Genomic DNA, 19084 nt, shown 5'->3' on the forward strand with positions numbered 1-19084 from the left:
CAGTTGTCTATCGTTATGGTTTATTCGTCCCTTTGCTCAATTCCCCAATCTCCCTCTTAAACCTTTCAGCATAAGCGAAGTGTGGAAACAGCATCGGATTATTTAACAGCATTAGTAGTTGATTGAGTTGTAGATTGAGCGTAAGTAACGGATTTCCAGGCACCTCCAAATCCTCCAATTTGTTTTCCAATTCAGAACTATCGTTAAAGTGCAACTCCGGATAATCTGCCGGATCTATTTTTACTGAATTTTTTGCAGCATCCGAATTAAACACTGTAAGATCTTTATCTTTGGATTCGAGCTTAGTTCCAGATTTGTTTAATTCCTCTCCCCACCAATTAAGCGACTTCCCTTTGTTATCGACCTGCAACTCAAAGTTATTACCTTCATTTCCGTTTGTCTTCTGGCAAATAATGAAGTCGAATGCATCACCCAAATTTTCTCCCCATTTTTCGAGTGTTTCTGTTTTGGAGGCAGAATTAATAGACGCCAAAATACGTATCGGTCTCGTTCTTGTTTGTGTTCCATTCGTTAAACCTATAGAATAACCGCTTACCATTCGAGCAATACCAGATTGTTTTGATTTCAGTTTCTTAATTTGATTGCTCCATGTTCTTAACGATTCATCATCCCAACTTTTGCTCTTACATTCAATAACCACCACAACCGCTTCAATAGGAATAAACTTCAACGTGTTATATTGAAAAACGTAAGGTGTATATTGCTCATCATATACTGCAATATCCACTTCTTTGGATACATTTCCACCAGAATCAATAATCATAACGCCTTGTGCCATCGAAAATTTTTTCGGAATAATGCTTCTAAAAAATTTAAGCCACATTTCTTCACGATAATTTCCCGTCAATCCACCATGTTCTGTTGTCATGTCCATCTCTCGAACCATCATTTGATTCATATCGTTATAGTTTTCATAAATTCGCTTAAATACTTCTTTTCCTTTGTTTTCTTCACTCATCAACTTTTCCTCCTTTATGTTGTTCAACCATAAAACACTTCGTAATGACCAAAGCCATGTGTCGCATTTTTACCGATATGCAATTTAATCCCTGCTGCAAGTAACGATGTAAACGGTGTAATATCTCCTTCGTACCGTGCCCATCCTTCGATAGCTGGCAATGCTAACTTACGGTCATATGTCATCGAATACCGTTCAAAGTCTACAAATCTCCAATTCTCCTCAACCGTACGCACACTTCTCGCCTTCTCCAGCAAGGCATCCTCGTCCCATGGGATAATATGACCTGTATATGCATGAGATAATAAGCCAATTCTCCTTATCAAGGATTGCACAATATTTTCAAATGTTAACTTTCGTTGGAGCTTATGTTTGACTAATATCCTCGTTGGTGTATCGAAGCGAATAAGTACACTACTCGCTGTTCGTTCTTCTGCAATGAGAGGTGATGAGTGAAGATTGCGCAACCACGTCTTGCCTCCACTCCATATCAGCGTGTTATGCAGTGGATTCGTAATCTGTACAATAGAAAAGCGTAAACGATTCGCTCCCCATCCACGCTCCCCCATTGCTAAAAGCCCATCTAAATAAAATCCAGCAGAACGTGTAGCATCACCGATAATCGTAATATCAAACACGCATGTATCCCCAAATTTCCATATTTTTTTATCTCTAACAGGAACATATAGGACAAATGGATTTACTGCGCCTCCAACATTTCCAGGGGAGTTAAAGCTATTTGCATACCCACAGTCATGAGACACTTGGCATAAATGACACTGAACCCCTGGCTGTGTACAAACAAGATCGCGCATACAATGCCCCAAAATCCCCCTTAGGGTAGAACCGAGATAGGCAGGCAAATGCCCCGCTTCCTTTGCATTAAAAAATACTCTTAATGTTAAGATTTCCATATGCTTATCTATATTCATCTTATATTAGCTCCTTGTTGTTGTATGTTTTCCACTCAAATCCCAGACATGAAAGTCCTTTTACCCTATATTATGAAAGGGCTTTCATTAGTTCAATTGTCAAGAAGCATCAGATAAAAGGAATGGATTTCTCAAAAAAGCTGGTAAATCACAAGGAATACTTTCCAATAACAGTTTGATTTGACCCTCTATTAAAATGATTCTTCCACCAATATTGTTCCCATCAATTCCAGAAAAGTCAAAAGAGCTTCGGTAAACCGAAAATCCTCTACTTATCCTAACACACATAGAAAATATTGCCAATTATCGATTGCCTTCTACCTCTTGGGAACTTACGGCTAGCCTCATATAACGTAAGAAGACAATCGTCGTACGTGCTATCAATGCAGCGTAACTGCAGCATTAAAATTTTTTCGCCAATCTTAGATGATCTACTCATCTAAAAAAAACAAGAGTCGCACTCATGTAGAGTGCGACTTCACCGTTGTGCATTGTACGTTCTGCATTTGTATTTCAATCCACGCACTCATGTAGAGTGCGACATACCGACTATAAAATGCAACGGATCAACTAAATCTATTTCAATCCACGCACTCATGTAGAGTGCGACACGACTCAATCTGACGAGTGGGAGTATGGAATTTAATTTCAATCCACGCACTCATGTAGAGTGCGACGTCTATTAGACTTATTAAAGAACATGAAGATAGAATATTTCAATCCACGCACTCATGTAGAGTGCGACCGGAGTTAAATACATTGAAGTATGTAAGGGAGAAACTTATTTCAATCCACGCACTCATGTAGAGTGCGACTCGTGAGATTTACGAGTGGGATATCGTCGATGTCATTTCAATCCACGCACTCATGTAGAGTGCGACTGGCTCGTTGAAAAGGCTGGATTATGGATTAGGAGATTTCAATCCACGCACTCATGTAGAGTGCGACGACGATAGTTTTAAGTTTGATGAGTTGATCATAACATTTCAATCCACGCACTCATGTAGAGTGCGACCATAAGCAAAGACCCTCGCGTCGAATCGGAGTTCAATTTCAATCCACGCACTCATGTAGAGTGCGACGAGCAACGAGTTAAAAGGTACGATTATCGCCGGAAAATTTCAATCCACGCACTCATGTAGAGTGCGACGGTTTAACGCCATGTATACTAGGCGCTCGAACTTAAATTTCAATCCACGCACTCATGTAGAGTGCGACTTTCATCCTCAACTTCTGCACGAGAGTCATAGAATTTCAATCCACGCACTCATGTAGAGTGCGACCGGCGTTGATGATCCTCTAAAGCTGAAATCCATATTTCAATCCACGCACTCATGTAGAGTGCGACATGCGCCCGCTTCCTCCTTGTAATCGCCAATGACAATTTCAATCCACGCACTCATGTAGAGTGCGACAGCAAAAAAGAACAAATACTCCCCAGAAAAAGGTGTTTTATGTAATTAATATCTATTTTTCACCCATAAAATGAATATAAATACTTCACTGCATTAGTTTTAACTCCTAAAACCCTTATTTATTGGTGCGAATCCCCTAGAGAAAGTATGAGAGCTTCACACTCGCACTTAACTAATTCGCTACCACAGGACTCGGGACAGAGCGAATTTGCATGACAAATGAGAATTCAAAATCCAATACTTTAAAGGGTTTAAGTCCCACTAGATTATACCTGAATTATTCACGCATGTACGAGAAATCGTGAATTTAGCTAGAATTCATGATCACGTATTTTGATTTTGTAAATCTATCATCTTTTGTGGTCCCATAAATGCTTTTTTCATTTTGCAGCGTAGGATATCGCTATTTTGAGCAGACTTCTCCCTTGGTTACTATTCACCTTACATAAAATGTATATCTTTGTACTTATTCTATTTTTAGTTGTTGGATTCGGGTGAGGATATTCCAATAGAATTTCTGATACACGAAACTGGATGACAATTTAAAATAAAGAGACCGTCCAGACTTCACTAATTTGCTTGTAACTTTCACGATCCGTTCTCGAATGGTCTGAATCTGCATTTGTTTTTGTCCTTCTGGAAAGACTAGCGTACGCAACCAATTGGTGAAATTATAAGCAAGTAGACTTAACGTCATCTTCGCCTCGTTCACTTGGAAAGAATGGCTTGTCATGTTATCTAACCCAAAACCGTTCTTTGATTCTTTTATGTAGTTCTCCATCGTCCCTCTTTTTGGTACGTACGCACAATGGCTTCAGGCGTGAATGACTCCGTTAAATGGGTCACAAAGAATGAATGAGTAAAGAACAATTCACCTGCTGGACGAACAGATTGAATCACAACTTTTCTTGGTTCATCCCATTTTTTTGCTTGATACATCGCTTCCTCAAAATAGTATTCAGTCTTTTCGCTATCAGTTGGTGCAGTGGAGGGACGGTATTCCTCCGCTAGTCGTTGTAAAACGGCATTTGATTTTAAGCGGATGACATAATAAAGTTAATCTTCAATCATTTGGGGGTCTTTATTCCCCAATGATTGTTAGTTTAACCATTCGGGCTTTTACGGGCAGTTAGACCCCTTCTTATTTTTCTTGTATCCTTGAAGACTTGAAGTGAGGGTCTTACTGCCCGTTAATGCGGGATAAACCGATTCCTTTTCGCAAAGTGTATACAATTCAGGGACTGCAAAACCACTGTCCCCGCGAATAAATGGCGTTGTCTCTGGAAAGTGCTCATTATAATGTTTGATCGTAACTACCTAGGTAGGTCTTACTTATCAGAAGGTAAACTTCCCACATTGGACTGCAATTAGGGAAGAAAGTACCCCACGATTCTGCTTTCGAACAGTAGAGACGAAACCACGGATTCGGGCGAATTTTTCTGCGCCTTTGACTGTTCGAAAGGATCCTGATACTTTCTGTTTCACCTTCATCATTCGGACATCTCGTTCGGCCAAACTGTTATCAAAAGGGACACGGTCATCTCGAATAAACCGCAGAATGGCGGTTTTGTGATTTTGAAAACGCTCTCCCAGATTAGCGGCTTTACTCTTTTTCTTTCGCCCACGTTTGAGCGGGGCATCAGGGGCCGGGGCTGTAAACCATTCCATTTCACCCAGACCCAAAATGGCGTCGTACTCGGCTTCCCATTCAGAGATTTCCAATTCATCCACCGGGATCCCTGATTTCCTCGCTTTTTTCGTTTGGCTCCAGGTTTCCAGCAGAAACTTCTGCATATCGGCAGCCCATCGGTGCTTGTCATGGTCCATAATCCCCTGACACTCTCCACATAGCAGCACATGCATATGTTGGTTGTATGAACCATCCTTTTCGTTGACTGTGACCTCAGTTGATCTCATGAATCCGACCATATTTTTCGACACTTTTTTATACATCATTAACCGCCGAAAACCTTCAGCCATCGCCTTCAAAGATTCGTCCAAATGCTCCCCGTCAATTGCGTTGCGAACCGTCAAAGTTAGGAACAGCCAACGGGCTTTCGGGCTTTCGGTTTTTCCCGAATCACTCGCTCAACTATAATTCTAGTTTGTGCGCTTCGCTTCATAGATTTCCTCCAGTTGTACATTGGGCAAAGTGGCGACATACAGAACCAAGCCCGTGCCAATTTTAGACGTCCTTCTTCGTTCTTTTTGAACTCCAGAATGTCACCACAATTTGCAACCCTTTCAGCCTTTTTAAAGTTTAGTAGTTCAAGTAATTCATAATAACCAACGTTTGATATTTTCTTCTCACGCCAAGGCATTTCTTTTCCGTTCGCTTTTTTGTCACTCAAAGGTGTTGCCTTTTCCCCCAAATTAGTGCTATTCTTTGTCTGCATAAATAAGCTCCTGTCCTTGCCGATGGGATGCATATACAACGTGCCTTATCCTTTACCGATAAGCGCATATAAAAAAGTCTCCGATAGGCTTAATTTTGTTACTAGACATTTCAAAATTACCACGGGGCTTTTTTTTGCAATGACACATTTCGTTTTAACCCCCAAAAACCATCACAACCCCTTTCATATCAAGGTTCCTGCTGATTTCCTCAAAATGATGTTAATTGTAGTAGTATCGAGATAAGAAAGAACAAAACCAAACAAAAATAAAAAAAGAGCCTTTGAGGGCTCTTTTTTTATCTGCTCAATTCATTGTCTCGCTCACGTCTGACCTCTTTTTTTGTGAATCTTTTCAAATTCACTTATTCTTGGATTCAGCAGGCCCTTCTCACGCGCCTGTGAAGTTCCCCCTTAACTTTTTATCCGCAAAATCCCCAAAGACGCTCCTGCCGCCCCCACACTCTTTGTGTGTTCCTTAACAAATTCTTTTACACCTTTGATAAGTCGCCTTAATTTCAAGCATTAAATCAGCCACACGAACCTTTAAATCACTTTCTTCTGTTTATCACCCTAAATCTTTTCTTGCAAATAATCATTGAAGGCTTTTTCTAGATTCATATCGAATGATTCGTAAGAGGTGATTGATATGGAAAACGATACAAAGACCTGCTCCAGCAAACACGTTGCAAAGCGACTTTCAATTCAGCCAGTCAACGTCAGAAAATACTCGCAAATGCTTGAAAAACAAGGATATTCGTTTATTAAAGATGAAAAAGGTTGGGGGCAATATAGCGAAGTAGATATTGGTTTCCTAGAATATCTACGCGACATGAAAAAAATGGGGAAACCCCTGGATGAATTAGCCAATCATATAGCGGTCTTATATCGTGCGAATTTGTCCATAGCGCAACCCGCTATTCCGCTACAAGACAAAGACGTTTTATTGGAGTTTATCAAAACACAACATGAATTCAATCAAAAAGTGTTAGAACAACTTGAAACACATGAAAAGCGACAGATCCAAAAAGACCAAAATTTATTAATAGCCATCCGAGAAACCCAGGAAGTAAAAAAACAAATTGCAGCCACTCAACAAAAAAGATGGTGCATGTTTTAAAAATAAGACCTTGCCCCTTTTGAAAAGGTGCAACCCCCAAACCCCCTCGCCGGGTGGCAGGTTCTCACAGGGGTGAGAACCATAGACAGGGTGGATAATCACCTTACGCATCAACTCCTTAAATTCCTTCCGCTTTGCTTCAGTCAGACATTTACCGTTGACACTTCCCGTTTTTTTCTCCCTCTAACCAAAAAAAGAGCCATCGCAGCCACTTTCATTAATCCTAACAATAAAAATATAAATCCATACTTTCGCATTAAACATCAAAATGTCAAATAATTAAAGTTAAAGTTGGTTATTTCCATTTTTCCACGCTAACATAGTAGTTATATTACAAGTAAAAAAAAGGGAGGAAGAGAAATGTTAAGAAAATCATTAAGTGTATTTTTATCAGGTGCTTTACTACTTACTTACACACCGATTAGTGCACTAGCGGCAGAAAAAGAGGATATTGACTTTATACAATCGGAACTAGAGATTGTTATTGATGAAGATTTAGAAGTAAATCCTCAGGCCGCTATTGGTACTTTGTTTTTAGTCCCAGGTGTAGGACCAGCTGTTGTGATTGGTGTAGGACTCTTTGCAGTAGGTTACACCAGTTATCAAGTAGGGACTTGGATTGGAGATTGTATAAATTCGTTCATTGAACACGAGTCAGCAGATAAATATATCTCTAAAAATAGAAAAGCAGGTATTCGAGCTAAATTTCCGGGTCAGTATTTAGAGAAAACCCTTAATGAAATTGAAAAGGATGCTAAGGCAGGTAATTCAGATGCAAAGACAGCAAAGAAACTGCTAACAGATGGCCGTTGGAAAAAATAATTAAATCGTTTGGGGTGATAAGTTATGCCTATATATTCAGTTAAAGTATTATTAGAATCTATTGTAATGCCAAACACTTATCCAACTGAAATATTATTTGAAGAAACCATAAGATTGGTAGAGGTTACAGAGCAAGATGAATTAGATTCAAAAGTACGTAATTATTTTGTCAATAATACTTACGAAAATGCAGAGGGCGGACAAGTTACATGGAGTCTGATGAAAATTTTGGATACATTCGAGGTCATGGATGAATTCAAAGGGGATATTAATTTCAAAGAGGTTTACAGTCGTTATTTACATTTTGATAAGCCGATTACTGCAAATGAAGTCATAAAATTGTATTCCCTTGACAAATAAGAATTGTTTTTCTGCTATGGAATAAAGTAAAAAGGATGGTTCCTCTCAACATAGGAACCATCTTTTTTACTTCGTAGTTACCAAGTTACCTAAACTCAAATATTTAAAGTAACCAATTAAAAAAATTAAACACAAACGGACTTTTCTGTTTTTTTGTTTTTTTCAAAAGAAAAACGAAATTCCGAATTCTGTTTTTCTTTGATTAAGATTTCACTAAAAAACGAGAAACGTAAATTCCGAATTAACTTGATTCTGTAATTCAATTAATCCAGTAACTCTTTTAATAAAAAACACAAAAATACGGGAACCACCGTACCTCAAAAAAACAGCCGGTTCCCGTAGGTATATATAGTTACTTAGTAACTTTAAAACGCGCCACGGTCGCGAACCGCGTCTATCCACGCAGGTATGCGTGCATAATCATTAGTTTTAATCACTTCCGGTATCTCTTTTTTATGGATTGACCAAAATCTCAACACGCAGAAAGCAGCTTGCAATTGCCCTAATCCACATATTCTTTGTGTTTTTTTATTTGAAAATTCTTTTTCGCCAACATACACATACGTTTTCCCCTTTGTTTTAACAAAATCCAAGTAAGCCATTTTTCTCCTCCTTAAAAAGAACAATTGTTCGTACGTATGTAAATGAGCGCCTAAGCGATATCGTAAAAAAGGTAGGGAAATCAGTTTTGACATTGACCGCCAAAAAGTAACTATAAGCTACTCTTCTATCCGGAATCCTTCGGGATAAAGAGTAGCTTATAGTTTAGTCCGTTCAATCAAATGGTTTTGAAAGGTTCTATGTCTGTTATACTCGACATAAGACAGTACAGAGGGAGGTTGATTAGATGGCGACAGTTCTTGTGGATGCGGATGGCTGTCCAGTTGTGGATGAAAGTATTCGCATAGCGAGGCAGTTCGGTTTTCCATGCATTCTCATTTGTGATACAGCGCATGAAATGCATCGAGACGGTGCGGATACAATCATCGTTTCAAAGGGAGCGGATGCCGTCGATTTCGTCCTTGTCAACCGTGTGCAGAAAAATGATATCGTTGTTACGCAAGATTATGGGTTGGCTGCGATGGTGCTTGCGAAACAGGGGCATCCAATCGATCAGAATGGAAGACGCTATACCGAAGAGAATATAGATCAGCTACTCTATGCCCGCCATACTGCGCAAAAAGTGAGGATGGCAGGTGGAAGATTACGTGGCCCGAAAAAAAGATCCAAGGAAAATGATTTGAAATTTGAAGTAAGCATGAAAGCTTTATGTGAAAAGGTTTTGGGTATGAATAGCTGAATGAAGTTAAAAGAAAGCCCGCCGATGATTGGCGGGCTTTCATATTTTAAACTGTTTCATCATATAATCAACTGTTAACTGTTCACGGTTTGATTTGTATCACAAGGATGTCCGCGTCCTCAACTGCACGCAGGCTATGTTTTTCCAACGGCGCGATGTGCAAGACGTTTTCCGGTGTTACGAGCACTTCATTACCTTCAACTGTGAAGATGACTGATCCTTTTCTAACAGCGATGACCACGTCCATACTTGAATCATGCTCAGCGATTTCTTCGTTTTCTTTAAGCTGGATATTAACAATTGTACTATTTTCCAACGTCACTACTTTTGCAACATGTTTCTTTTTTTCATCAAGTTTCCATGGGTTTAGGTTGAGGTTCATTGTCATTTCTCCTTGTCATTTCAACATTTCTTTGGCAATCAATTCATAAGACTTTAGTTTGTCCTGGAAATCATACGCAATTATGACAAGCATTACTTCATTCGCACCGTATTCTTCTGCTAGTTTTTCGATTTGTGCCCGTACCATTTTTGGTGTACCGACAATCATCCGTTTGCGGTTTTCAATGACACGCAACTGTTCATAGGGACTGTATGGATGATTTTTTGCTTTTTCAGGTGATGGTGTCCCTTTCGAAGGCATTCCCTGTTCTAACATGAGCATCGATAAATCAAGCGATGAAATAATACGTTCCGCCTCTTCTTCCGTTTCTGCACAAGCGAAGAAAATGGCTACCGCTTGCTCAGGCTGTTGCAAATAGGCTGAAGGTTGGAATCTTTCTTGATAGCGGGCCGCATATGATGGGCCCCCTTCTCCATTGATGAATTGTGCAAACATATAAGGCAAACCTTTTTCCGCCGCAAGAAGGCCCGAATTCGGACTTGAACCAAGCATCCAGACAGGCGAAACGCTATCTGATACAGGCGTAGCTTTCAATCCTGCATAGGGGTGATTTGTCGGTACATTATCATTCAAATACATGAGTAGATCATCTACTTGTTGTGGGAATTTATTAGTATCTCTGTATTCCCCATCGTGTAAAGCGTAGGTTGCACGAGGCATTCCACCCGGTGCACGGCCAATACCTGCGTCAATTCTTCCCGGATAAAGTGCCTCCAATAGTTTGAAGTTCTCGGCAACTTTATAGGCCGAATAATGGGGCAGCATCACGCCGCCCGAGCCAATACGAATCGTAGAGGTAACAGCTGCAAGATGTGCTATTAAGATTTCCGGTGATGAGCCCGCAAGTGTCGTCGCATCATGGTGTTCCGAGACCCAAAATCTCGTATAACCCCACTCTTCCGCTTTGCGCGCGAGTTCTGCTGTGTTTTTTAATGATTCAACTGCATTGCTTCCTTCGGATATCGGTGACTGATCTAAAATGCTTAATTTGATGGACATTCTGAATCCTCCTATCACATTGACCCTATTCTACATGATGAGAATTATTTTCTCATCGGACATGCTCATATGTCCCTGTTTCTTTTAAACTATTGCTATGGAATGACGATTACATAATGAAATCGGAGGTTGCCCATGCCAAAAATCCTTTCTGTCAGTACGTTTAAACCGCCCCACGAAGTGAAGCAAGAACAGGCTATAGAATTAACACGTTCACTTTTCAGTGAGAAATATAATGATATTGAACGGCTTTTGAAAGTTTTTCAAAACGGTGATATCGAGTCACGAAATGTATGTATGCCGCTCGAATGGTACGGAAATACGCATGACTTTGAAGAAAGAAATACGTTATATATTCAACATGCAGTGGACTTTGGTGTCGAGGCTGTACTGTCTTGCCTTCAAGGTGACGGGATGCTTGATACATCGATTACTCCTTCATCGATTGACGCGATTTTCTTCATTTCAAGTAGCGGAATTTCCACGCCGAGTATCGAGGCACGGATTATGAACAGGCTCGCTTTCCAGGATGATACGAAACGCATTCCGATTTGGGGGCTTGGTTGTGCTGGGGGAGCGGCTGGAATTAGTAGAGCATATGAATATTGCCTAGCCTTCCCTACAGCGAATGTCCTCGTCCTATCAATAGAATTATGTAGTTTAACGTTTCAAAAAGACGATTATTCCAAAAGTAATCTGGTCGGCGTCTCGTTATTTTCCGATGGAGTGGCTTGTGCGTTAATTGGAGGAGATGCCTCTGAGGTAGGTGTGAGAAAAGCTGTACCTTCAATCGTATCGACAACATCAAAACTAATGCCAAATTCGGAAGAGGTCATGGGATGGGATGTTAAAAGTAACGGCTTGTACGTTATTTTTTCAAAAAGTATTCCAGCTATTATTACGAATTGGCTTGGTCCGTTTGTTCATGAGTTCCTCGAAAAGCATGGACTTACGAAAGATGATATTACTCATTTCGTTGCACATCCCGGCGGTAAAAAGGTACTTCAAGCGTATGAAAAAGCACTTGGATTTGATCAAATAAAAACTGAGATTTCACGTGAGGTTTTGCGCAACAATGGCAATATGTCCTCGCCAACGATTCTTTATGTTCTTGAACAGTTCATGACGAGAGAACCAGTTGCGGGTGAATATGGATTGATGGCGGCACTTGGACCGGGCTTTTGCGGTGAACTATTATTGTTAAAATGGGAATGAGGTATGTCAAAGATGATAGTTGCCATTGTTATTTCAATTATTGTTGTACAGCGGCTTATTGAACTCATTATCGCAAAACGTAATGAGAAATGGATGCTCAAGAACGGTGCCTTCGAAGTCGGTAAGAGCCATTACCCGGTGATGGTTGCCATGCATGTATCATTTTTTGTGACACTCTTTTTGGAAGTCACTATCCTTGACCGCCCCCTCTCTTCGCTATGGATTGCACTTTTCGGCATTTTTCTGTTGGCACAAATATTACGAATCTGGTGTCTTGCTTCCCTCGGTAAGTTCTGGAATACAAAAATTATTATCCTACCCGGAACTGATGTTGTACGTAAGGGCCCCTACCGATGGGTACGTCATCCAAATTATTTGATTGTGGCTACCGAGTTACTCGTCCTACCATTACTGTTTAGCGCCTACTTCGCTGCCATTATCTATTCACTCCTTAACCTATGGATGCTGTCCGTGCGCATTCCTGCCGAAGAGAAGGCCCTGAAGGAACTGACGAACTATAAGGAGAAATTCTTGTTGGAATGATAACCGACGTGAGCTCGACCAGCGAATAACAAAACTTCCTTGCAACCGTGGGCTATACGTAGAATCACCTAGCGATTTGAGACACATATAAAACACCAACTTTAGGTTACCTTGCCGTTTAAATGGCAAGGCAGCCTAAAGATGGAACGCTGTGTTCCTAACGAGAACTACATCAAGAAGAAACTGGTTGATTTTAGTTAATTAACACTTGTGATATGCTATAGTAGTAAAGAGTACTATATAAGGAGCATATTATGATTAAAGGAATTGGACTTGATGTAGTTGAAATCGAAAGAATGGACAATACAAATATTTCAAAAAAAGTATTTTTGAAAAGCGAGATAAACTGGGCCAATGAAAATCCAATAAACCTTGCTATTCTTTGGTGTATCAAAGAAGCTATAGTAAAAGCTTTAGGAACAGGATTTCAAAAGAATATTTTGTGGAAAGATATTGAAGTATTACCTATTGGAAATACTTTTGTTATTAAATTTTCTCAGAAAACGATAAATCACTTCAATATTGAACGGGATTTGTTTCATGTCTCAGTTACGAAGAGTGACAACATAGTAATAGCTAATGTAATTTGGGAATCGGCAAGTTAGTTGATTGTTACTCACTCTACTTATGGGAAAATAAGTTGGTACTAAAAACCATCATAGTAAACAAGCCAATAACTACCTATAACCAGATTAACGAAATTTCACCTAGAGGTGGCCGTGGTGAAGCAAAGCAACTGGAAAACTCATGTCGTAGCAAAGGGGACGATAAGAAGGGTGAGGCATCTATACACTTCACTTTACAGGAACGAAATCTATGGATATCATTTCCTATATCCTAAAATACTAGCAATAATAATTTCCCTCTTAATTGATTTCTCTGGTTACTAAATCATCCGTGATTGGATTCAGGCTTAAAATAGATTTAATTTTTTTGTGTCAAGGATGTTGGCTTAGACCCATTTTTTTGCAGGATTCGTGATTCTTTTGTTAATGAATAATTATACAATGGCATAGCTGCGGCTGTAGTGATAACTGAAATAATAATTAGTAAAGCAAAGACTTCCTCGGAAATTATTCCAGTGGATAACCCAACGTTAGCTAAAATGAGTTCCATTAGTCCCTTTGCATTCATTAAACTTCCGACAGAAGATGAGGTTCGCCAAGAATATCCCATTGCCCTCATAGTTAAGGTGCATGCTCCATATTTACTTATAAAACAAGCAATTGTTAGGATAATTATTATTGAAATAATAGAAGGGTTCATCAACCCTATAAATTGTGTTTTTAACCCGGAATAGGCAAAGAATATAGGTAAAAGAAAAACTTTAACCATAGGTTCCATACTTGCAATCAGCTTTTTCTGAAATAACTTCTTCCGTGGCATACACACTCCTAAAACAAAACCACCGAAAACTGCATATAGGCCTAAAACTTCCGTGGAAATGGCATACAGCAATATTAAGGAGAGAATTGTTGCAAATAAAACTGGAGGTAAGGATTCATTATCTTTAATTGCATTCTGAAACTTGGTGGTAATCATCCATTGAATGATTGGTCGAATAATGAAGTATCCAACTATCACCAAGAGAAGTAAACCAAAAAATGTGAACAAAACAGAGCCATAACCATTTGCTTTATGTAAAGCTAAAACAACAGCTAATAAAATCCAACAAAAAACATCAATTATACTTGCGGAAAAAAGAGCTAGAGTTCCCACTTTTGTATGGGTTATTCCTTTTTCTTCAAGAATCCTTGTTAGCATTGGAAATGCTGTCATTGCTACAGCTGTTCCGATAAATAATGAAAAGACTAAAGAGTTACTATTCACCACGAAATTACCATATAAGAGGAAAGCAACTAAAAATCCAGTAATAGCAGCTGGAAAAAAACCAGCTATAGAAAGAAAAAAAGTATGCCTAGCTACGCTTTTCTCTAATTTCGAGAAATCAATCTCAAGACCAACTATAAACATATAAAAGGCAAGAGCTATTATGCTTAAAACAAAAAGTATCGAAATGGTTTCATTATTAAAAATTTGTCCTTGTATATCTGGAAGTAAATATCCGAAAAAAGTCGGTCCTAGGAAAATTCCAGATATCATCTCACCAACGACTCTGGGTTGACCTACTTTTTGAGCCATTGAGCCAAACAATTGAGCTAGTAATATAATCATGATTAAACCTACAGTAATATTTAGAAACAATTCAATTTGTCCCATTGTTACGCTCCTTTTTAATCCAAGTATTCTGCCAGTAATGTATTTGCTAGATTACCTGTGCGAGGATCTATTAATTTGGTTTCGGTCTTATAAAATCTAGGAGTGCTATATACCATCTTTAATGCTTTCCAGTGAGACATTTGCTGATATTTGTCCGGCCACCTTTCTAAAATTAGTTTCTGGACAAGTGGAGCATATTTTGGATTTAATTCAGGAAACAAATGATGTTCTACATGAAAATTATTGTGAAGATGAAACGCTTCTAACAATTTAAAACTTCTAACAGTTAAAGAATTTACTAAAGGATCGTTTACTTTATTTGTTGAAGGACTTAGAAAATGATTGGTTGCAATATACCCCATCATTAAAAAGTTACTTATCGCCAAAGGAATTAGCCATAAAAAAATTAAATATTTAGGATTTAAGAGAAGTAGGATGGCCGGCCAACCTATCATAGTGATAAGGTGAAAAATCTTCGTGTACAAATGTTCTTTTTTACTCTTAAATAAACCAGGTGTTTTAAATATCATTAACATTGTATGGAAGGAAAACCAATAGAGCAGAAAAAAGTAACTACGTTTATAATTCGAACCTGGAGTTAATTTCTGTAGTTTTTGCATAGTAGTGCTCTTTTGGAAAAGAATAACAGGACCAAAACAATCAGGATCTTCCATCCATTTTTGTGTATGAGTATGATGTTTACGATTATGCCACGCTATCCAAACATTAGCGGACATTCCCCAATGAAACATACATAAAGTACCAAAAAAAAATATTTTCTTTTTTCCTTTTACAACTGTGCCGTGAATAATTTCGTGTCCTAAAAAGCTTAATATCCCCATACTTTGCCCTATAAGCAACGATAGTAAGAAATAGAGAATAAGATTGTCCGAAGAAAAAATACAAAAGAACCCTGTTGCAATGATTAACATATGCAAATAAAACCAACCAATTCTTTTAGGTGAACGTTTAAATGCCTCTTTTGGCAATAATCGTCTCAATTCTCTTGCATAATCTTTTTTGGACATTAAATTAATAATCATTTTATGTTCTTTGATAATCAACTTAATTCCTCCATTTCATTTAAGATTCCACATTAATAATACTTAAATTGTTCTCTACTAGTAATGCTCTACATTTAAAATGTTGTTTCTTTCCACTTGACGTTTTCGGTATCTGTCCCTTTTTAACGAAAATAAAACTATTTATTGGAAGGTCTACTGATAAATTCATTCGACTTTTATTGTTAAGTATTTTAGCTTCTTCGGTAGTTCTGGCTTCAATTAATGCTACAATATTACTACTATTGTTTAATGTTACTTCGAACACGGCAATCCTCCCCTCATCAATACCAAAACTTCGAGAAAGCTGAGTCTCTAAATCATTAGCAAAATAATTCTCACCGTTCTTAATAATGATATTTTTTATTCTTTCAATCACATACAACTTTTTATTCCTGATAAAACCAATATCGCCAGTTTCCACAGCCCCATTAAATTCTTTTAATTCGAAATCTATTGATTCTTGAGTTATATATCCTAGTGCAACAGAATTACCTCTTACTACTACTTGTCCTATCGTTTCTTCGTGGTTTATTACTATACCTTCTTCATCGACAATATATACAAATTGACCTGATAGTGACTTACCTAAAGAAAAAGCTGTGAGGTATTGACCAGTGGTCGAGTAATTTTTTAGACTGTAGTCAAAAACTTCTTCGACTATTTTCACTTTTTTATTGAAAGCTATATTCTTTCGCTCAATCACTAGAAAATTTGCTTCAGCCTGAACGTCATCAAAAGTTACCCCCAAAGTATTTTCAGCAAGTCCATAAACAGGTGTCATTATACTGCTCTTATATCCATACCGTTTGAATTTTTCATTGAATCTTGTTAGCGTATCAACATTAATAGGTTCAGATCCATTGTAAGCCACTTTCCAAGACGATAAATCTAAGTCAGTTAGCTTATCATCCTTAATTAAGTCGCAGCAATAACTATATGCAAAATTAGGGGCTGGACTAAGTGTACATTTAAACTGATCAATAGCTTCTAACCATCTAAGAGGCTTTCTTAAAAAGTTATATGGAGACATCAGAACTAAAGAATAGTTATTATATAAGCAGAATATCTCTGCACCTACAAGCCCCATATCATGATAGAGAGGTAACCATGAACACCCAAATTCCCCTTTTGTTAGCCGTGAGGCTTCTGTAATTCCTGAAACATTATGAATAACATTTCTATGTGAAATTGCAACTCCTTTACTTTTACCGGTAGAAGCACTTGTTAATTGTATATAAGCAATATCATTCGAAGACGGAACAAAATCGCTCATTCTATTTAATGGACTTTCAATTTCTATGTTCTGAGAAGAAATATCTAAATGATCAAATAAAATTACTCTGAGCGATTTTGGAAGCTGTTCAATAGATAATGATTCATCATCGCCTATTACTAATACGGAATTTTTTTCAAATCTTAAATGCCACTCTTTGATACGTTCCAGTAATACTTCCTTTCCACTTAAAGCTTTTATAGCTGGTAATATTAAAGGTATAAAACCTTTAGAGATAGCACCGTAAAAACAGGTTAAAATCTCTTTTGGTGTAGTAAGATATAGTAAGCAGACGGAACGTGTTACCACTGCTTGCTCGTTTAAATATGAACCGAACTTAAAGGCGTTTTTTACAAGTGTGCTATAGCTTTCAAATTCAAATTCCTTATTGTTGAAAAAATGATGACCCTTTATTTTTTCATCTTTAAGGTTAAATAGTAAATCATTAATCAAGAGATTTTCCTTAGTTTTCAATTCAGACATAATCTGCTTTTCCACTCCTAATCAACTTAATCTTTTTTATCTATTTTATTAAGAAAAGTCGAAACTGCTTTAATGACTTCTTTTGGTTGTTCCCATAAAGTTGAATGAGCAGAATGTTCAATTTCGATATATGTTGTATCTTTAATTAGTTTAATAAGTTTTTCAGAGCAAAACTTCGGATAAGAAATATCATACTCACCTCTAAGAATAAGAGTTGGAACACTTATACGAGAAAGGTCTGTCGCTTCTTGGTAGTTTGAGATTGCTTTGATTTGGTCTTTTAATGTCTCAATATTATTAATGCCTTTTTTAGATGAACGGACATAAATATTGAGAAGTTTAGGATTTTGTTGGAACGTCAGCGGATGGAAACTCCAATACGATAACTGTTTCAACATAGCATCTACTCCGCAAGTTTCCAATATTTCCAACCATCCTTCGGTCATGAATATTCCTAATTGGTAAACATGAGCAGAGGAACCGATTAAACTCAGTGTTTTAATGTTAAGCAATTCACTAGTTGCTAAACGTTGAGCTATCCAAGAACCGAAAGAATAACCGATTAAATGAGTAGGTTTTAGATCGAGCGTTTGTAACTGCGATAAGATTTTATCACTAAGCCATTCTAATGATTGGATAGGTTCATATGGAGAGAGCCCGTAACCCGGATAGTCTATTAAAACAACTTCATAATCTTCTTTAAAGAAATTAACCATAGATTTCCAAACAGTGAAATCGCTTGCCAGAGGATTAAAAAAAATGATTCTTTCAGGATTACCAGCGTTAATAATTTCACAATTTAATTCAAACATCTATTTAACCACCTCTTATAAGTATAATTTGTAAGCCATTGATAAACCTCCATCGACTACTAATGATTGTCCGGTAATATGTTTAGATTTATCACATAGAAGGAATTGAATTGAATTAGCTACATCTACAGGTTCTGCAATTTTTTTTAATGGTGTGAATTCTTTCATTAGTCTTCTCTCAGTTGGACGAGTCAAACTTTCAAAAAGTTGAGTATTAACAGCTCCAGGTACAACGCAATTCACTCGTATATTTTTAGAGCTGAGTTCCATTGCTAAACTTTTAGTAAGACCTATCACTCCGGCTTTAGCGGCCGCATATGCTACACTATTCCCACTAGAACCATAAATACTTGTAGAAGAAACTGTCACAATCGAAGAACCTTCTACCAAATAAGGTAAGCTAGCTTTAATCATATTGAAGACAATATGAAGATTATCTTGAACTTCTTTAGAAAACTTTACAGAATCCAATTCGTGAATAGGAGTGATATACCCTATTCCTGCAACAACGGCAATTCCTTTTATACTATATTCATTTGAAATCTCGGATATTTTTTTTTTTAACTGAGAATAGTTATTTAAATCCACCTTTTTTTCATAGCAATTCGTTATATCATGATTTTTAAAAAGATCGAAATTAAATACAGTTTCAACTTCTTTTTGCAAGAGGGAGACCAAGGATCTCCCAATCCCTGACTGCCCACCAGCAACAATAAAGCACTCTTTTGGCATAAACTTAGTCTCCTTTATC

At 37.8% G+C, this 19084-nt stretch carries 18 protein-coding genes, 2 pseudogenes and 1 CRISPR repeat array; of the genes and pseudogenes, 7 read left to right on the plus strand and 13 right to left on the minus strand.

Annotation, left to right across the window (positions count from 1 at the left end):
* Positions 1–13: 13 nt before the first annotated feature.
* From H4683_RS12270 to H4683_RS12295, 5 genes and pseudogenes are all read right to left on the minus strand, one after another.
* Complete coding sequence (locus H4683_RS12270) at positions 14–979, minus strand: DUF6602 domain-containing protein (protein ID WP_192599132.1); 966 nt, start codon at positions 977–979, stop codon at positions 14–16.
* Positions 980–1002: 23 nt separating this feature from the next.
* The gene (cas6, locus tag H4683_RS12275) at positions 1003–1911 is read right to left on the minus strand and encodes a CRISPR system precrRNA processing endoribonuclease RAMP protein Cas6 (RefSeq protein ID WP_192599133.1); all 909 of its coding nucleotides are present in this window, start codon (positions 1909–1911) and stop codon (positions 1003–1005) included.
* A 510-nt stretch (positions 1912–2421) separates the two neighbouring features.
* A CRISPR array of direct repeats spans positions 2422–3326; the repeat unit is 32 nt; unit sequence ATTTCAATCCACGCACTCATGTAGAGTGCGAC.
* A 466-nt stretch (positions 3327–3792) separates the two neighbouring features.
* Positions 3793–4382 (minus strand): annotated as a pseudogene (locus tag H4683_RS12280) (transposase); the annotation flags it as partial.
* A 279-nt stretch (positions 4383–4661) separates the two neighbouring features.
* Positions 4662–5189 carry an IS66 family transposase gene (locus H4683_RS12290; RefSeq protein ID WP_338062466.1) on the minus strand — a complete coding sequence of 176 codons (528 nt, stop codon included), beginning with the start codon at positions 5187–5189 and terminating at the stop codon, positions 4662–4664.
* Positions 5166–5722, minus strand: a pseudogene (locus H4683_RS12295) (protein rep); the annotation flags it as partial. The pseudogene H4683_RS12295 and the gene H4683_RS12290, both read right to left, overlap by 24 nt.
* A gap of 646 nt (positions 5723–6368) precedes the next feature.
* Between H4683_RS12295 and H4683_RS12300 the strand changes: the two are divergent.
* From H4683_RS12300 to H4683_RS12310, 3 genes are all read left to right on the plus strand, one after another.
* On the plus strand, positions 6369–6839 hold the full coding sequence (locus H4683_RS12300; protein ID WP_192599134.1) for a DUF3967 domain-containing protein: 471 nt from the start codon (positions 6369–6371) through the stop codon (positions 6837–6839).
* 360 nt (positions 6840–7199) lie between these two features.
* Complete coding sequence (locus H4683_RS12305; protein WP_192599135.1) at positions 7200–7661, plus strand: hypothetical protein; 462 nt, start codon at positions 7200–7202, stop codon at positions 7659–7661.
* 24 nt (positions 7662–7685) lie between these two features.
* Entirely contained in the window at positions 7686–8021 is a 336-nt protein-coding gene (locus H4683_RS12310) for a DUF4288 domain-containing protein (protein ID WP_192599136.1), read from the plus strand.
* A gap of 365 nt (positions 8022–8386) precedes the next feature.
* Here the strand turns inward: H4683_RS12310 and H4683_RS12315 are convergent, their stop codons facing one another.
* Entirely contained in the window at positions 8387–8623 is a 237-nt protein-coding gene (locus tag H4683_RS12315) for a hypothetical protein (protein WP_192599137.1), read from the minus strand.
* Between the two features lie 245 nt (positions 8624–8868).
* Between H4683_RS12315 and H4683_RS12320 the strand changes: the two genes are divergently transcribed.
* Positions 8869–9321 carry a YaiI/YqxD family protein gene (locus H4683_RS12320; protein WP_192599138.1) on the plus strand — a complete coding sequence of 151 codons (453 nt, stop codon included), beginning with the start codon at positions 8869–8871 and terminating at the stop codon, positions 9319–9321.
* A gap of 82 nt (positions 9322–9403) precedes the next feature.
* On the opposite strand, the gene H4683_RS12325 is transcribed toward H4683_RS12320, so the two are convergent.
* Positions 9404–9703: a cupin domain-containing protein gene (locus tag H4683_RS12325; RefSeq protein ID WP_192599139.1), complete on the minus strand. Its 300-nt coding sequence runs from the start codon at positions 9701–9703 to the stop codon at positions 9404–9406.
* Positions 9704–9718: 15 nt separating this feature from the next.
* A complete protein-coding gene (locus H4683_RS12330) occupies positions 9719–10723 on the minus strand; it encodes an LLM class flavin-dependent oxidoreductase (protein ID WP_192599140.1) in 1005 nt (334 codons plus the stop codon).
* Positions 10724–10858: 135 nt separating this feature from the next.
* Between H4683_RS12330 and H4683_RS12335 the strand changes: the two genes are divergently transcribed.
* The 3 genes from H4683_RS12335 to H4683_RS12345 all read left to right on the plus strand — a co-directional run bounded on the left by H4683_RS12335 (position 10859) and on the right by H4683_RS12345 (position 13086).
* Positions 10859–11938 carry a type III polyketide synthase gene (locus H4683_RS12335; protein WP_192599141.1) on the plus strand — a complete coding sequence of 360 codons (1080 nt, stop codon included), beginning with the start codon at positions 10859–10861 and terminating at the stop codon, positions 11936–11938.
* A gap of 12 nt (positions 11939–11950) precedes the next feature.
* The gene (locus H4683_RS12340; protein ID WP_192599186.1) at positions 11951–12481 is read left to right on the plus strand and encodes an isoprenylcysteine carboxyl methyltransferase family protein; all 531 of its coding nucleotides are present in this window, start codon (positions 11951–11953) and stop codon (positions 12479–12481) included.
* Between the two features lie 254 nt (positions 12482–12735).
* Positions 12736–13086: a holo-ACP synthase gene (locus H4683_RS12345; protein ID WP_192599142.1), complete on the plus strand. Its 351-nt coding sequence runs from the start codon at positions 12736–12738 to the stop codon at positions 13084–13086.
* 319 nt (positions 13087–13405) lie between these two features.
* Here H4683_RS12345 and H4683_RS12350 read toward each other — a convergent pair whose 3' ends face one another.
* The 5 genes from H4683_RS12350 to H4683_RS12370 are packed head-to-tail and all read right to left on the minus strand — an operon-like array spanning position 13406 to position 19065.
* Positions 13406–14701: a cation:proton antiporter gene (locus tag H4683_RS12350; protein WP_192599143.1), complete on the minus strand. Its 1296-nt coding sequence runs from the start codon at positions 14699–14701 to the stop codon at positions 13406–13408.
* A gap of 14 nt (positions 14702–14715) precedes the next feature.
* Complete coding sequence (locus H4683_RS12355; protein WP_192599144.1) at positions 14716–15765, minus strand: fatty acid desaturase family protein; 1050 nt, start codon at positions 15763–15765, stop codon at positions 14716–14718.
* Between the two features lie 19 nt (positions 15766–15784).
* Positions 15785–17521 (minus strand): AMP-binding protein, encoded by a 1737-nt coding sequence (locus H4683_RS12360; protein ID WP_192599145.1) that lies wholly within the window; start codon positions 17519–17521, stop codon positions 15785–15787.
* A gap of 26 nt (positions 17522–17547) precedes the next feature.
* On the minus strand, positions 17548–18333 hold the full coding sequence (locus H4683_RS12365; RefSeq protein ID WP_192599146.1) for an alpha/beta fold hydrolase: 786 nt from the start codon (positions 18331–18333) through the stop codon (positions 17548–17550).
* 15 nt (positions 18334–18348) lie between these two features.
* Positions 18349–19065, minus strand: coding sequence for an SDR family NAD(P)-dependent oxidoreductase (locus tag H4683_RS12370; RefSeq protein ID WP_192599147.1), 717 nt, complete (start codon positions 19063–19065; stop codon positions 18349–18351).
* Between the last annotated feature and the right edge of the window lie 19 nt (positions 19066–19084).

Origin of the sequence: Sporosarcina limicola, from assembly GCF_014873855.1 — a bacterium.
GTDB classification, from domain to species: domain Bacteria; phylum Bacillota; class Bacilli; order Bacillales_A; family Planococcaceae; genus Sporosarcina; species Sporosarcina limicola.

What these genes read in the sequence shown, in the direction of transcription:
- H4683_RS12270 (WP_192599132.1), bottom strand. Translation starts at nt 979, where the DNA reads ATGAGTGAAGAAAACAAAGGAAAAGAAGTATTTAAGCGAATTTATGAA.
- cas6 (WP_192599133.1), bottom strand. Translation starts at nt 1,911, where the DNA reads ATGAATATAGATAAGCATATGGAAATCTTAACATTAAGAGTATTTTTT.
- H4683_RS12290 (WP_338062466.1), bottom strand. Translation starts at nt 5,189, where the DNA reads ATGCATGTGCTGCTATGTGGAGAGTGTCAGGGGATTATGGACCATGAC.
- H4683_RS12300 (WP_192599134.1), top strand. Translation starts at nt 6,369, where the DNA reads ATGGAAAACGATACAAAGACCTGCTCCAGCAAACACGTTGCAAAGCGA.
- H4683_RS12305 (WP_192599135.1), top strand. Translation starts at nt 7,200, where the DNA reads ATGTTAAGAAAATCATTAAGTGTATTTTTATCAGGTGCTTTACTACTT.
- H4683_RS12310 (WP_192599136.1), top strand. Translation starts at nt 7,686, where the DNA reads ATGCCTATATATTCAGTTAAAGTATTATTAGAATCTATTGTAATGCCA.
- H4683_RS12315 (WP_192599137.1), bottom strand. Translation starts at nt 8,623, where the DNA reads ATGGCTTACTTGGATTTTGTTAAAACAAAGGGGAAAACGTATGTGTAT.
- H4683_RS12320 (WP_192599138.1), top strand. Translation starts at nt 8,869, where the DNA reads ATGGCGACAGTTCTTGTGGATGCGGATGGCTGTCCAGTTGTGGATGAA.
- H4683_RS12325 (WP_192599139.1), bottom strand. Translation starts at nt 9,703, where the DNA reads ATGAACCTCAACCTAAACCCATGGAAACTTGATGAAAAAAAGAAACAT.
- H4683_RS12330 (WP_192599140.1), bottom strand. Translation starts at nt 10,723, where the DNA reads ATGTCCATCAAATTAAGCATTTTAGATCAGTCACCGATATCCGAAGGA.
- H4683_RS12335 (WP_192599141.1), top strand. Translation starts at nt 10,859, where the DNA reads ATGCCAAAAATCCTTTCTGTCAGTACGTTTAAACCGCCCCACGAAGTG.
- H4683_RS12340 (WP_192599186.1), top strand. Translation starts at nt 11,951, where the DNA reads ATGATAGTTGCCATTGTTATTTCAATTATTGTTGTACAGCGGCTTATT.
- H4683_RS12345 (WP_192599142.1), top strand. Translation starts at nt 12,736, where the DNA reads ATGATTAAAGGAATTGGACTTGATGTAGTTGAAATCGAAAGAATGGAC.
- H4683_RS12350 (WP_192599143.1), bottom strand. Translation starts at nt 14,701, where the DNA reads ATGGGACAAATTGAATTGTTTCTAAATATTACTGTAGGTTTAATCATG.
- H4683_RS12360 (WP_192599145.1), bottom strand. Translation starts at nt 17,521, where the DNA reads ATGTCTGAATTGAAAACTAAGGAAAATCTCTTGATTAATGATTTACTA.
- H4683_RS12365 (WP_192599146.1), bottom strand. Translation starts at nt 18,333, where the DNA reads ATGTTTGAATTAAATTGTGAAATTATTAACGCTGGTAATCCTGAAAGA.
- H4683_RS12370 (WP_192599147.1), bottom strand. Translation starts at nt 19,065, where the DNA reads ATGCCAAAAGAGTGCTTTATTGTTGCTGGTGGGCAGTCAGGGATTGGG.